Here is a 13,364-nt window from a genome sequence, read left to right as displayed (position 1 = left end):
TGAAAGACCCCGCCGAGGCGGGGTCCGAGGAGGGCTGGACGGATCAGGAGGCGGTCGCCTCGGCCACCCGGAACTCGGGCTGCTGGCGCAGCTTCCACAGCTCGCTCCACTTGCGCAGGGCGGAGATCAGGATCAGCGCCCCCAGCACCAGCATGATGAGGGAGATGGCGCCGTTCATCGGGTTGTAGCCCTTGGCGGCCGAGTTGAAGTAGACGTTGCGCATCATCCAGTAACCGGCGTAGTTGACGGTCACGAACAGGTAGGCCAGCGGGATCAGGCAGGTCAGCATGTAGCGGCGCTTGTGGGCCAGTCGCAAGATGATGGTGGCGCCTATGATGAGGCCCACCGAGGCCATCAGCTGGTTCGAGACCCCGAACAGCGCCCACACAGATCCGATATCGCCGGACATCAGCAGATACCCCCACATCACGCAGGCGAGCACGCTGGCCCCGATGGCGCCCGGCATCCAGTCGATGCGCTTGAGGGGCGGGTAGAACTCGCCGAAGAAGTCCTGGATCAGGTAGCGGGAGACCCGGGTGCCGGAGTCGACGGCGGTCAGGATGAAGACCGCTTCAAACATCACCACGAACTGGAAGAAGTAGGAGGCGAGGTTACTGAACCAGGGCACCTTGGTGAAGATGTAGGACATGCCCACCGCCAGGGTGACGGCGCCGCCGGTGCGACCGTTCAGATCCATGCCGATCTCCTGGGAGAGGAAGGGCAGGTCCACCACCTGCATCCCCAGCTTGGCGAAGGCCTCCGGGGTGGCGTTGATGGCGAAGTAGTCCGCCGGGTGCAGGGCGGTGGCGGCGATCAGCGCCATCACGCCCACCACGCACTCGGCCAGCATGGCACCGAAGGCGACCGGCAGGATGTCGTTCCACTTGTCCACCAGTTTCGGGGTGGTGCCCGAGCCGATGAAGGCGTGGAAGCCGGAGATGGCGCCACAGGCGATGGTGATGGAGATGAAGGGCCAGACCGGGCCGCCCAGTACCGGGCCGCCGCCGTGGACGAACTGGGTCATGGCGGGGAACTGGATCTCGGGGTTGATGCAGATGACGCCGATCACCAGGGCGCCGAACACGCCGATCTTCATGAAGCTGGAGATGTAGCCGCGCGGGGTGAGCAGCAGCCAGACCGGCAGGGCGGTGGCGAAGAAGGCATAGATGGGCAGCGCCAGACTGATGGTCTCGGCGCGCAGGGTCAGCCAGGCACCGAAGGCGCTCTCCTGCACGTAGGGGCCGAAGAAGACGCAGGCCAGCACGGCGATGAAGCCCACCCAGGAGGCGGCTTGCAGGTTGCCGGTCAGCTTGTGCCAGATCCCCACCACCATGGAGATGGGGATGGTCATGAAGACCGCAAACACGCCCCAGGCGTTACGCTCCAGCGCGTGCACCACCACCATGGAGAGACCCGCCATGGTGATGGTGATGATGAACAGCATGGCGAGCCCCGTGCACCAGCCGGCGATGGGGCCGAGCTCGGCCTTGGCCACCTCGGAGAGGGACTTGCCCTGATGCTTCATGGAGGCGAACAGCACCACGGTGTCGTGCACCGCGCCGCCGATGACGCAGCCGATCAGCAGCCAGAGGAAGCTCGGCAGGTAGCCGTACTGGGCGGCCAGGACCGGGCCCACCAGGGGGCCGGCGGCGGCGATGGCCGCGAAGTGCTGGCCGAAGTTGACCCACTTGTTGGTTGGCACATAGTTTTTGCCATCTTCCAGTTGGTGGGAGGGGGTGACCAGCTTGTCGTCGGCCATCAGCACCTTGCGCACAAAGAACACGCCGTAGAGGCGATAGGCGATGGCGAGGATGCAGAGGGCCGCAATGACGAAGGTGATTGCGTGTTGCATGACGGAGTTTCCTTTTCCTGCGGCCAATCTGGCCGGGCTCAGGCTGCACTCTACGCAGGCGGCAGGGAAAGGGGAGCGCAGAAAGGGTCAGTGGCAGAGGGCTGCCCGCGAGCGGCAGAAAAGCGGCCCCGAGCGGTTTGAGGGATGAGCCGGCGGGCGCGGGAAGCGGGTGAGCGGTAACGGGCAGGGGACGGGGCGAGTGGCCCGCCCCTCAGGGGATCTCCAGCAGCTCCTTGAGGGGCTTGAGGTAGCGCCGGCTCACCGGCACCTTGTGACCGCCCTGGGTCACCACCTCCGCCAGGCCGCCGTCCAGCAGCAGGATTTCACGGATCTGGCCGGGGTTGAGCAGGTATTGGCGGTGACAGCGCACGAAGCCGGTCTTCTCCTCCAGGGTGCGCAGGGTCAGCTCTGTGGTGCCCTGCTGCTGGGCGCTCACCACCTTGTTGCCGGTGAGATCGCTGTGGACGAACTCCACCTCGCCAAGGGGCAATAACAGAATGCGGTTGTGGCCGCTGCAGGGGATGCTGCGCAGGGGCTGGGCGATGCGGGTCGGATCCGGCCGCGGCTGGCCCGCCAGCTCACCCTTTGGCGAAAGCAGCCGCTGGATGCGCTCCAGCGCCTTGTTCATCCGCTCTGCCGTGACCGGCTTGAGCAGGTAGTCGAGGGCATTCTCCTCGAACGCGCGCAGGGCAAAGTCGTCGTAGGCGGTGATGAAGACGATGTGGGGGCGGACATCGGGGTCCAGCATGCTCACCAGCTCCAGCCCGCTGATGCGCGGCATCTGGATGTCGAGAAACAGCAGGTCGGGTTTCAGGCGATGGATGGCGGGCAGCGCCTCCATGGCGTGGGCACACTCCCCCAACAGGCGGATGTTGCCCGCCTGCTCCAGCAGCAGCCTCAGCTCCTCGCGGGCGAGGGGTTCATCGTCGACGATCAGGGCGGTCAGCATGGGCTCTCCTGCAGGGGAAGGGTGATCCTCACCCGGGTGGATTGATGGGGCTCGCAGTGAATGGTGACCCCGTACTCGGCGCCGTAACGGGCCTTGATGCGCCGGTCCACTATGTTCATGCCAAGGCCGCTCTCCTCCCGGTTGGCCTGATAGAGGCCGGCGTTGTCACAGACCTCCAGCTCCAGTTGCTCGCCCTCCTGCCGCGCCGTCAGGGTCAGTTTGCCGGGCTCGAACATCTGGGAAATGCCGTGCTTGATGGCGTTCTCGACGATGGGCTGCAGGGAGAAGGTGGGCAGCCGGCTCTCCAGCAGCGGTTCGGGGATCTGGATCTGCACGCTCAGGTGCTCGGCGAAGCGGGCCTGCTCGATGTGCAGGTAGGCGTTCACGTGCTCCAGCTCGTCGGCCAGGGTCACCTCGTCCCCTTGCCGCTTGAGGTTCTTGCGAAAGAAGGTAGAGAGGTGGTGCACCAGGGTGCGGGCATCCTCGGGGTCGCGCCGGATCACCGCCGCCAGGGTGTTGAGGGCGTTGAACAGGAAGTGCGGGTTGATCTGCGCCTGCAACAGCTTGATCTCCGACTGGGCCAGCAGCCGCTTCTGCTCGTTGTACTTGCTGGCCAGGATCTGGCCGGAGAGCAACCGGGCAATCCCTTCCCCCAGGGTGCGGTTGATGGAGGAGAAGAACTTGCGCTTGGGCTCGTAGAGCTTGATGGTGCCCACCACCGACCCCTCTTCCCCCCGCAGCGGAATGACCAGGGAGGAGCCGAGCCGGCACTGGGGATGCAGGTTGCAGCTGTAGGGAATGAGGTTGCCGTCGGCATAGACCACCTCGTTGTGCTGGATCGCCTTGAAGGTGTGGGCCGAGTTGATGGCGGTGCCCGGCAGGTGGTGATCCTCGCCGATGCCGATAAAGGCGAGCAGCTTCTCCCGATCCGTGATGGCCACCGCGCCCACCCCGGTCTCCTCGTAGAGGATGCGCGCCATCTGCTGGCACGCCTGCTGGGTGAAGCCCTTGTCCAGCACCCGCATCGCCCGTTCGGCGATCTTGAGGGCGCGGGCGGAGAAGGCGACCGAGTACTTCTCCAGCATGGCGCGGTGATCGAGGATCATCCGCATGAACATGGCGGCCCCCAGGGTATTGGCCACCAGCATGGGGGCGATGATGTTCTCGATGAGGTGGATGGCGTCGTCATACGGACGGGCCACCAGCAAGATGATCCCCATCTGCATCAGCTCGGCGATGAGGGCTACCGAGCCCACCACCCAGGGGCTGAACAGCAGATCGAGCCGGTGGCGGGCGACGAAGTGGCGGTGCACCAGGCCGCCGAGCAGCCCCTCGGCGATGGTGGAGAAGGTGCAGGCCAGGGCGGTGAAACCCCCCAGCGAGTAGCGATGGATGCCGCCGGTGAGCCCCACCAGGAGGCCCACCACAGGGCCGCCGACGATGCCGCCGAGCACGGCGCCGATGGCGCGGGTGTTGGCGATGGAGTCCTCGACCCTGAGGCCAAAGTAGGTGCCCATGACGCAGAAGCCGGAGAAGATGAGGTAGCAGAGGATCTTGTGGGGCCAGCTCAGGGTCACCTGAGTGAGCGGCATGAAGAGCGGCGTCTTGGAGAGCAGCCAGGCGATCACCAGATAGACGCAGAGCTGCTGGAAGAGAGATATCACGAGCGCGAATTGTTCGAAAGCCACGGCACACTATCTCGAAAGGGATGCTCATCCAATGGACGCGGAGTATTAGCAAACCCCGATTTGCGCCGCAAGCCGCGGGCGCCGGAATAGCGCGCCAGCGCACAGATTTGCCGGCACCCTGAGCCAAAGGCATCCCTTCGCCCTGTCTGCCGGTCAATCGAGCGCGACGTCGACCCATACCAGGCGGTGATCCGAGCTGACTCCCTTGGCGATGCCGAGCTTGGCGTCATACACCAGGTGGTGGCCAGGCTCGAAGCTGGCCGGCCAGAACACGCCGGAGGCGACCGCGTTCAGGTTGGCGGAGGGCAGCACGTGGTCGAGCTGCAGGCCGCTGCTGCTGGTGATGCGCTCTGGGGTGGGGCGGTTGTTGTTGCGCTTGCACTGATCCGGCTGGCTGGCGAGGCACTCGGGGCCGCCCTGGCTGACCGGGATCAGGGCGCCCTTGGTGACGGCCTGATTGACCAGCACATGGTTGTGCAGATCCTGAATGGCGGTGAGATCCCCATCGCCAATCTGGGGATCGGCATTGAGATCCCCGGCGATGACGAACTTGGCGCCCGCGGGCAGGCCACCGGCCTTGCCGGCGTCATCCACCATGTAGCTTGCCCCTTCCACATAGTCCTGCCAGAAGGCGACCTCGGCGCGGTTGCGCCTGACGTTGTGGCGCGCCGCGTTGCCGAAGATGGGCGGGGTCGGGTGGGAGATGAGGAAGTGGATCACCTCCTCCCTGTCTCCCGGCCTGATGCGCACCGGCACGTCGGCGTGGTTCTTGGATGAGAGCGGGAAGGCCTGCCAGGCGGCGTCGTCATACCAGGTATCGCCACACTGGCGGCCAGCCGGGATCGGCGCCCTGGCATTGTTGCAGTCGTCGATGACGGGGTTCTTCTCGCCCGGCATATCCTTCCACTTGAATTTCTGGAAGGTGCGGATCTGCCTGGTATCGATGGGATACCGGGACATGACGGCGAAGGCGTACTGGCCGTGGTAGTTGCCAAAGCCCCAGGCGTCGTCCGGCCCGTTGTTGCGCTTTCCGTCCAGGTTGAGGTCATGGCCGCTCATCAGGCCGGTGTTGGTGGCGAAGTTCTGCAGCACCGGGTAGCCGATGGCCTTCACCTCGTCGTGCTGGGCGTGGGCCAGGTAGTTCGCGTTGAAGGCTTTGAGGTCCGTGGTGTCGCTGCCCTTGCCATCATTGTCGAATTCGCTCAGCAGCAACACGTCCGGCCGGGTGCGCTGGATGATTTCGGCGACGTTGCGGATCTGCTGCACGTCGAGGGCCCTGGTCTTCTCGGCGCCGCTCAGGGTGCCGTCGGCGAGGCGGGCCAGCAGGGCATCCTGCTCGGTGCGGCTCAGGGCCAGTTCACCGGCGAGCATGCCGGGGGCGGTGCGATCGAAGGCGAGGTTGAAGGTGGCAAAGCGGATCATGGCTGGTCTCGGCGTCATGGTGGCCGGGACAGCCTGCCATCTTTGGCAGAAAAATGGCAGCACCCTGCCGGATTTCCAGGGGAATGTGCCCCTGTTTCTCTCTTGAGGGTCAAGCGCTCCGCTCAGGCCCAGCGGGAGAGGGGGGAGGGCATGGCGTAGGCGTAGCCTTGCTGATAGTCGCAGTCGAGCCGGTTCGCCACCTGGATATGGGCCTGGGTCTCCACCCCCTCGCACACCACGGCCATGCCGAGCCGCTGCAGGTACTTCACCAGTCCGGTCAGCATGTTGAGGGCGTGGGTGCTGAGCGCAGCCTGAAGCAGCAGGGAGCGATCCAGTTTCACTATCTCGTAGGGGAGCATCATCAGACGCTGGAAGTTGCACGCCTGGGAGCCGAAGTCGTCGCAGGCGATGTGGGCGCCATGGGCCCGCAACACCTCGATCATCTCCCTGTGCTGGCGCTTGATCCTGACGTGCTCCAGCACCTCGAACCAGATGGCTATCCCCAGCTTGCGGGCCTGGAGCAGCACCAGCAACAGCAGGTTGCGGTAGGTGGGGCTGGAGAGCGCCGGATTGAGGTTGATGGAGAGCGCATAGGGGCCTTTTTGCGCGAGCACGGGCAGATCGCGCAGTATGGCCCTCAGCATGACGATATCCAGGTGCAGGGTGTCGTCCTCGCCGAGCGCGGCGAAGTCGATGCCCAGATAGCGCTGCTGCCCGACATCCCAGCGCCTAGCCAGCGCCTCATACCCCTTGACCTGACGATCCCGGCCTATGATGGGCTGATAAAAGGGGACGGCGATATCCGCCATGTTGGCCATGGCACTCACGGGATACTCTTCTTTGAACGCAAACATGGCTCTCACCTGACCGGAACATGGCTGCGCATCATACAGGGAAGACCTAAACGGGAGCTGTAGGAAGAGTCTGATAATCAGGCTGCCACCAGAACAGGGCGGGGGCGGGCCGCAAGCGAGGTGGAGAGCGCTCTGCTCAGATCAAGGCATTCGTCTGCTGGCGGCTTTCGGCCTTCTGGAGTGGCGTACCGTGCATGGCCTGGGCCAGCCACTCCCAATCCAGTGGCGGTGTACCCGCCTTGAAGCGCTGGTAGGCCTGGCCCTGATGGATGGTCAGGAACAGGGTCGTCGACAGGCCGAGGCGGTTGAGATAGCGCACCATGACGTCACCCTGATAGTTGTGCAGGCGTTGCTGCAGTTGGGGCAGGCTCAAGCCCTGCTCCTGGCCGGTTTCATCCCAGATTGCAAACATGCGAGGTGGCTCCTGACGGTGAGGAGTCCACTGTTTCGAAAAATGCGGAGCGGGACAATTGTCAGATCTGACAGCTCCATATGGAGTCTGTCCTGAAAGGCGAAAACCCGGCGCAAGGCCGGGCTTTCTGAAGGATGGTGGAGGGAGAAGGATTCGAACCTTCGAAGGCAGAGCCGTCAGATTTACAGTCTGATCCCTTTGGCCGCTCGGGAACCCCTCCACAGGGGCATTGCAGATTGTGCTCAGGAAGATGGTGGAGGGAGAAGGATTCGAACCTTCGAAGGCAGAGCCGTCAGATTTACAGTCTGATCCCTTTGGCCGCTCGGGAACCCCTCCACGGGGTATTTTCCTGATTTTTTACTTACTTGGCGCACTTGAATGGTGGAGGGAGAAGGATTCGAACCTTCGAAGGCAGAGCCGTCAGATTTACAGTCTGATCCCTTTGGCCGCTCGGGAACCCCTCCCCAAGTGCGAGGCCGCATACTACCAGATCCGGCAAGGTTGTGAACCCCTTGGCCGCATTCTGACGACAAAAAAGTGCCGAGCGGTCATTTTTTGATACGTTTCGCTCAAAATTCACGCTTTTCAATGACTTTTATGCCGGGTCAGGGGGCGCAGTCCGGCATGGGGCGGGCTTGGCACGGGCATAAACACGGGCATAAAAAGAGGAGCCGCACCGGGCTCCCCCTTCATAGACCACTTTGGCAGGGCATCAGGCGTCCGGGTTGCGGGCCCGCTGGCAGCCTTGCACCGCATGGGCGATGAGTTCCAGGGCGCTCTGCTGGCTGGGGGGCAGCTCCTCGTCGCATTGGCCGAGCGGGGTGATGCGAGGGCCCCATTTGATGAGGGCGGCGCCCCAGGTCAGACCGGCTCCGAAGGCGGCGGTCAGCAGATAGCTGTCCGGCTTGACCCGGCCCTGCTCCAGCGCCTCGCACAGGGCGATGGGCACGGTGGCGGCGGAGGTGTTGCCGTACTGCTCGATGTTGACCATCACCTTCTCCATGGGGGCGTTCATCCGCTTGGCCAGGGTCTCGATGATGCGCACGTTGGCCTGGTGCGGGACTATGAGATCGATCTGCTCGGGGGCTATGCCAGCCTGGGTCAGCACGGCGCCGGTGGCCTCGCCCATGCCGCGCACGGCGCGCTTGAAGATCTCCTGCCCCTCGAAGTTGAAGGTGAAGAGGCCGTCGATGTCGGCGAAACGCACCCGATCCGTCCCGAAGTTCGGCACGTGCAGTATCTCGCGTGCCTCGCTGTCACAGCCGAGCTTGCTGGCAATCAGGCCGCTCTTCTGCTCGTTCGCCTCTATCACCACGGCGCCGGCGCCATCGCCGAACAGCACGGCGGTGTCGCGCTTGGCCCAGTCCAGCAACTGGGTCAGCCGTTCGGCGCCGATCACCAGCACTCGCTGCATCATGCCGGTCTGCACCAGGGAGGTGGCGACGGAGAGGGCATAGACGAAACCGGTGCAGGCGGCATTGAGGTCGAACACCGCCGCCTTGTGGGCGCCGAGGGCCTGCTGCACGGCGGAGGCGCCATTGGGTACGAGCGTGCCCGGGGTGGCGGTCGCGAGTATGATGCCATCGAGGGCGTCCGCCTCGAGGCCCGCGCAGGCCAGGGCGCGGCGGGCGGCCAGGGTGGCGAGCGCCGTGGTGCTGACGTGGGAGACCCGACGGGCCTTGATGCCGGTGCGCGGGTAGATCCACTCGTCCGAGGTATCCATGATGGTGCTGAGGTCATCATTGGTCAGCGCTGCGGGGGGCAGGCATTTTCCCCAACCGGTGATATTGGCGTATTTCATCTTGTCGTCGCTTGTCGTGATGGCCGCCCGGGGGCGGAAAATTGCGCAATTATGCCGCACGGGGCCGCCACTGTCATCCTGCGGCCTGACCAGTGTAAGGGGAGTGGCGGGAGCAAGACCGTGATTTTGCTTAAATTTCCGCTTCTCCTTGTCTTAATATGAACTCCCGATCCGGCCCGCCCCACCCGAGGTGATCCCAGTGCACAAAGCGAATCTCAACCTCCTGCCCACCCTCAAGGTGCTGCTGGAGACCCGCAACATCAGCCGGGCGGCGGAGCTGCTGCACCTGAGCCAGCCCTCCATCAGCAAGCAGCTGACCCAGCTGCGCAGCGAGTTTGGCGACGAGCTGCTGGTGCGGGAGGGGCAGCGCTGGCTGCTGACCCCGAGGGCCGAGGCGCTGGCGGTCCAGCTTGCCGATTCCCTCGGTGCCCTGGAGCGGCTCTACGCGGCGCCGGAGTTTGTCCCCGAGCGCTGCGAGCGGGTGTTCCGGCTCGCTTCCTCCGACTACGTGGCCCAGCACATCCTGCCCGACATCTGCGCGGCCCTGGCGAAGGCCGCCCCCCGGGCGGCGCTGGAGTACAGCCTGTGGGACAAGCGCCTGCTGCCGCAGCTCTGGCAATCCGAGCTGGATCTGGTCTCCACCATCACGGATCTGGTGCCGGACCAGATCCGCGGCCTGCATCAGGGGGAGGACAGGCTGGTGATGCTGATGGGGCGTCAGCACCCGCTCGCGGGCACGGCGCCCAGCCTGGAGGAGTACCTCGCCTGGCCCCACCTGCAGGTGAGCGGCGGCGGCGACAAGGACAGCCCGGTGGAGCAGGTGCTGGCTCCCCTGGGGCGATCCCGTCGCTGGTTTGCCCGGGTGCCCTTCTTCCAGGCCGCGGTGGAGGTGCTGCTGCGCACCGACTGCCTGATGACCACCCCGGCCCACATCGCCTGGCAGCTCTCCCGGGAGCACGCCCTGAGTTTCTGCGATCTCCCCTTCGCCACCCGGGTCCAGCAGTATCATCTGCTGTGGCACCAGCGCCATCACCTGGATCCGGCCCACCGCTGGTTTCGCGAGCTGGCCTATCCCTTCCTGCGGGATCACCTGCAGTTCACCCTGGGGGAGAGCCACAAGCAACTGGCCCCGGGGCCGGGCAAGCGCAGCTAGTGACAGCGGTTTGTGCCACTCTATAGCCAACGGCTATGGACTCTATTCATAACTTTCACTTCTGGCATAGCCGGGCGCCCCCTACCCTGAGCACATCAACCGACACTGGATTCGAAGAGAGGAGAGGGTATGGAACTGACGAGTTGGCTGGCGCTGGCCGCCATTTGCGTGATGGGGGCCATCAGCCCGGGGCCCAGCCTGGCGCTGATCATCCGCAACACGGTGCAGGGAGGGCAAGGCCACGGGGTGGCGACGGCGCTCGGCCACGGCCTGGGGGTGGGGATCTACGCCTTGATCACGGCGCTCGGCCTCTCCCTGCTGATCACCCAGACTCCGCTGCTGTTCGACCTCATCCGTTACGGTGGTGCGGCCTTCCTCGCCTGGCTCGGGGTCAAGGCGCTGCTGGCCAGGCCCGCTGGCGGCGAGTCCGGTAGCGAGGAGGGACATCCGCCACGTGGCCGTCAGGGGGCGTTCGAGGGCTTTATGGTGGCCTTCTTGAACCCCCAGCTCGCCATCTTCTTCATCGCCCTGTTCAGCCAGTTCGTGCACGCCGACACCGGCTGGCGCGAGGGGGGCATCATGATGCTGACCGCAGGGGGCATAGACGCGCTCTGGTATGTGCTGGTGGCCCTGGTGCTGTCTCGCGGGCCCGTACTCGCCTGGCTCAAGGCCAAGTCATTCGTGATCGACAAGGTCAGCGGCCTGGTGCTGCTGGGATTGGCGCTCAAGGTGGTGATCTAGATCCGCGTCGGGTGCCAGCGTAGTCGGCACTCTCTCAGGGCCGGGGGGATAAGGGGGCAGCCAGATGACCTTGTACCGGGTCAATCCTGCATTCTGCGGTGATCTTAAGCGGGATCAAGGCGGGGGGCGCCTGGTCTCGCTAGAGTGACGGGCATTTCTCGTCCGCCTTCAGACCAGACCCATGCAGGATCACACCCAGACTCAGCGCCTTGTACAGAATCGCCTCGAACTGCTGGCCCCGGCCAGGAACCTCGCCTATGGCATCGAGGCCATCAACCACGGCGCCGATGCCGTCTACATAGGGGGCCCCGCCTTCGGTGCCCGCAGTGCGGCGGGCAACAGCATCGAGGATATCGAAGCGCTGGCGCGCCACGCCCACCGCTTCGGCGCCCAGGTGTTCGTCGCCTTCAACACCCTGCTGCACGGCCACGAGCTGGAGCAGGCCCGGCGCCTGACCCATCAGATCTACGAGGCGGGGGCCGATGCGCTGATCGTGCAGGACATGGGGCTGCTGGCGCTCGATCTGCCCCCCATAGCGCTGCACGCCAGCACCCAGACCGACAACCGCACGCCGGAAAAGGTGAAGTTCTTGCAGGACGTGGGCTTCTCCCAGGTGGTGCTGGCGCGCGAACTCTCGCTCGAGCAGATCCGTGCCATCAGCGCCCAGACCCAGGTGCAGCTGGAGTTCTTTATCCACGGCGCGCTCTGCGTCTCCTACAGCGGCCAGTGCAACATCAGTCACGCCCGCACCGGCCGCAGCGCGAACCGCGGCGAGTGCGCCCAGCTCTGCCGGCTGCCCTGCTCCCTGCAGACCCCGGGCGGGGAGGTGCTGGTGGAAAACAGCCACCTGCTCTCCTTGAAAGACATGGATCAGACCGACAACCTGGAGGCGCTGATCGCCGCGGGCATCCGCTCCTTCAAGATCGAGGGGCGCCTCAAGGGGCTCGACTACGTCAAGAACGTCACCGCCTGGTATCGCCAGAAGCTGGATGCCATTCTGGAGAGCCGCTCCGATCTGGTGGCCGCTTCCGCCGGTCGCTGTAGCTATGGTTTCACGCCGGATCCGAAGAAGAGCTTCAACCGGGGCAGCACCGACTACTTCCTCCGTGGCCGAAAGCCGGGGATCGACTCGCCGCGCAGCCCGAAATACGTGGGTGAACCGCTGGGCCGCGTCAGCAGGGTGACCCGAGACGGCATCGAGATAGACGGGCAGCCCGTCACCCTCAACAACGGCGATGGCCTCGGCTTCTTCAAGCCGGGGGGCGAGCTGGTGGGGATGCGCCTGAACAAGGTGGACGGCAAGCAATTGCTGCTGTCAGAGCCCGTACCCGGGCTCAAGGTCGGTGCCGAAATTTACCGCAACCACGATCAGGCCTTCAGCAAGCAGCTCGAAAAGGGGAGCGCGGATCGCCGCATCCGGGTCGATATGCGGCTATCGGAGTGCGACGAGGGACTGCGGCTCGAACTTGTGGACGAGCAGGGCATTGGCGCCGCCGTCACGCTCCCCTGCGACAAGCAGCCGGCCGACAACCCGGCACGGGCGCTGCAACAGGCGAGGGATCAGCTTGGCAAACTCGGCAACACCCTGTTTGTGGCTCGCCAGATTGAGCTGGCATTCACCACTCCCCTGTTTATTGCCGCCTCACAACTCAACGGCCTGCGCCGGGACGCCATCGCCGCCCTGGAGGCGGCGCGTCTTGCCGCCTACCGGCGACCCGAGCGACGCATCCCCCTGCGTGACGTCCCCTATCCCCAACACCGCCTCTCCTACCTTGGCAACGTGCTGAACAAGGCCGCCGAGCAGTTCTTCCGCGAACACGGGGTGGAACGCATCGCCCCCGCCTATGAGGCGAACCAGGAACAGGGGGAGGTGGTGCTGATGACAACGAAACACTGCATCCGCTACAGCCAGAATCTCTGCCCCAAGGAAGTGCCAGGCCTGAAGCCAGAGCCGCTGGAGCTCAAGATGGGCAAGGAGAGTTTCCGCCTGCGCTTTGACTGCCGCCGCTGCGAGATGCAGGTGATGGGGAGCCTCAAGCGCTGACAGCTGCCCGTGTGGGGATAGGGCGGCAGCGGATTAGATGGCAGTATGGGGCGGCGCTGCCCAAGGGGCTTGTCTCTCTAAGCAGCCCCATACCGTCAGCTGACAAAGGAACCGTCATGAAGATCGATGCATTGCCGTTTTGCACGACCCGCTGGGCCGATATAACGCCGACCGAGCACAAGGGGGAACGCGGCGTCGCCCGCTGGTACAGCCAGCAGTTCGGGGATCTGCGGGTGCGGATGGTGGAGTACTCACCCGGGTATCTGGCGGATCACTGGTGCCGCAAGGGCCATGTGCTGCTCTGCCTCGAGGGGGAGCTGCACACCGAGCTGCAGGATGGCCGCGTCTTCACCCTGACGCCGGGTATGAGCTATCAGGTGGCCGATGACGCCGAGCCCCATCGCTCCTACACCGAACCGGGCGCCCGCCTCTTTATCGTCGACTGAGC

Annotated in this window: 10 protein-coding genes, 3 tRNA genes and 1 pseudogene; 4 read left to right on the top strand and 10 right to left on the bottom strand. The window is 64.8% G+C overall.

All coding sequences use genetic code 11. The annotated features are described in order from the left end of the window. Nucleotides 1-43 precede the first annotated feature (43 nt). From R2B70_RS15370 to R2B70_RS15325, 10 genes and pseudogenes are all read right to left on the bottom strand, one after another. On the bottom strand, nucleotides 44-1,852 hold the full coding sequence (locus R2B70_RS15370) for a carbon starvation protein A (RefSeq protein WP_318161914.1): 1,809 nt from the start codon (nucleotides 1,850-1,852) through the stop codon (nucleotides 44-46). A gap of 211 nt (nucleotides 1,853-2,063) precedes the next feature. Beyond that, the gene (gene btsR, locus R2B70_RS15365) at nucleotides 2,064-2,801 is read right to left on the bottom strand and encodes a two-component system response regulator BtsR (protein WP_318161913.1); all 738 of its coding nucleotides are present in this window, start codon (nucleotides 2,799-2,801) and stop codon (nucleotides 2,064-2,066) included. Further along, complete coding sequence (locus R2B70_RS15360; protein ID WP_318161912.1) at nucleotides 2,795-4,489, bottom strand: sensor histidine kinase; 1,695 nt, start codon at nucleotides 4,487-4,489, stop codon at nucleotides 2,795-2,797. The genes btsR and R2B70_RS15360 overlap by 7 nt, the downstream gene beginning before the upstream one ends. A 153-nt stretch (nucleotides 4,490-4,642) precedes the next feature. After that, nucleotides 4,643-5,951: pseudogene (locus tag R2B70_RS15355) on the bottom strand (endonuclease/exonuclease/phosphatase family protein). Between the two features lie 82 nt (nucleotides 5,952-6,033). Further along, nucleotides 6,034-6,765 carry an EAL domain-containing protein gene (locus R2B70_RS15350; RefSeq protein ID WP_042074898.1) on the bottom strand — a complete coding sequence of 244 codons (732 nt, stop codon included), beginning with the start codon at nucleotides 6,763-6,765 and terminating at the stop codon, nucleotides 6,034-6,036. Nucleotides 6,766-6,901: 136 nt separating this feature from the next. Beyond that, nucleotides 6,902-7,177, bottom strand: a complete 276-nt coding sequence (locus R2B70_RS15345) for a hypothetical protein (RefSeq protein WP_042074895.1) — start codon at nucleotides 7,175-7,177, stop codon at nucleotides 6,902-6,904. 135 nt (nucleotides 7,178-7,312) lie between these two features. Beyond that, nucleotides 7,313-7,397, bottom strand: a tRNA-Tyr gene (locus R2B70_RS15340). Nucleotides 7,398-7,428: 31 nt separating this feature from the next. Continuing rightward, nucleotides 7,429-7,513: transfer RNA gene (locus R2B70_RS15335), tRNA-Tyr, on the bottom strand. A gap of 43 nt (nucleotides 7,514-7,556) precedes the next feature. Further along, nucleotides 7,557-7,641: transfer RNA gene (locus tag R2B70_RS15330), tRNA-Tyr, on the bottom strand. Between the two features lie 248 nt (nucleotides 7,642-7,889). After that, entirely contained in the window at nucleotides 7,890-8,978 is a 1,089-nt protein-coding gene (locus tag R2B70_RS15325; protein WP_318161911.1) for a ketoacyl-ACP synthase III, read from the bottom strand. Between the two features lie 199 nt (nucleotides 8,979-9,177). On the opposite strand from R2B70_RS15325, the gene R2B70_RS15320 reads away from it, so the two are divergent. The 4 genes from R2B70_RS15320 (at nucleotide 9,178) to R2B70_RS15305 (ending at nucleotide 13,362) form a co-directional block, all read left to right on the top strand. Next, nucleotides 9,178-10,131 carry a LysR family transcriptional regulator gene (locus R2B70_RS15320; protein ID WP_202211611.1) on the top strand — a complete coding sequence of 318 codons (954 nt, stop codon included), beginning with the start codon at nucleotides 9,178-9,180 and terminating at the stop codon, nucleotides 10,129-10,131. 129 nt (nucleotides 10,132-10,260) lie between these two features. Further along, entirely contained in the window at nucleotides 10,261-10,872 is a 612-nt protein-coding gene (locus R2B70_RS15315) for a LysE family translocator (RefSeq protein WP_216990870.1), read from the top strand. Between the two features lie 181 nt (nucleotides 10,873-11,053). Beyond that, complete coding sequence (locus R2B70_RS15310) at nucleotides 11,054-12,916, top strand: U32 family peptidase (RefSeq protein ID WP_318161910.1); 1,863 nt, start codon at nucleotides 11,054-11,056, stop codon at nucleotides 12,914-12,916. Between the two features lie 116 nt (nucleotides 12,917-13,032). Beyond that, on the top strand, nucleotides 13,033-13,362 hold the full coding sequence (locus R2B70_RS15305; RefSeq protein ID WP_219142711.1) for a DHCW motif cupin fold protein: 330 nt from the start codon (nucleotides 13,033-13,035) through the stop codon (nucleotides 13,360-13,362). Nucleotides 13,363-13,364 lie beyond the last annotated feature (2 nt).

This window comes from Aeromonas sp. XH, assembly GCF_033348475.1.
In the GTDB taxonomy this organism is placed as follows: domain Bacteria; phylum Pseudomonadota; class Gammaproteobacteria; order Enterobacterales; family Aeromonadaceae; genus Aeromonas; species Aeromonas sanarellii.
This window is presented reverse-complemented; position numbering and strand designations above follow the sequence as displayed.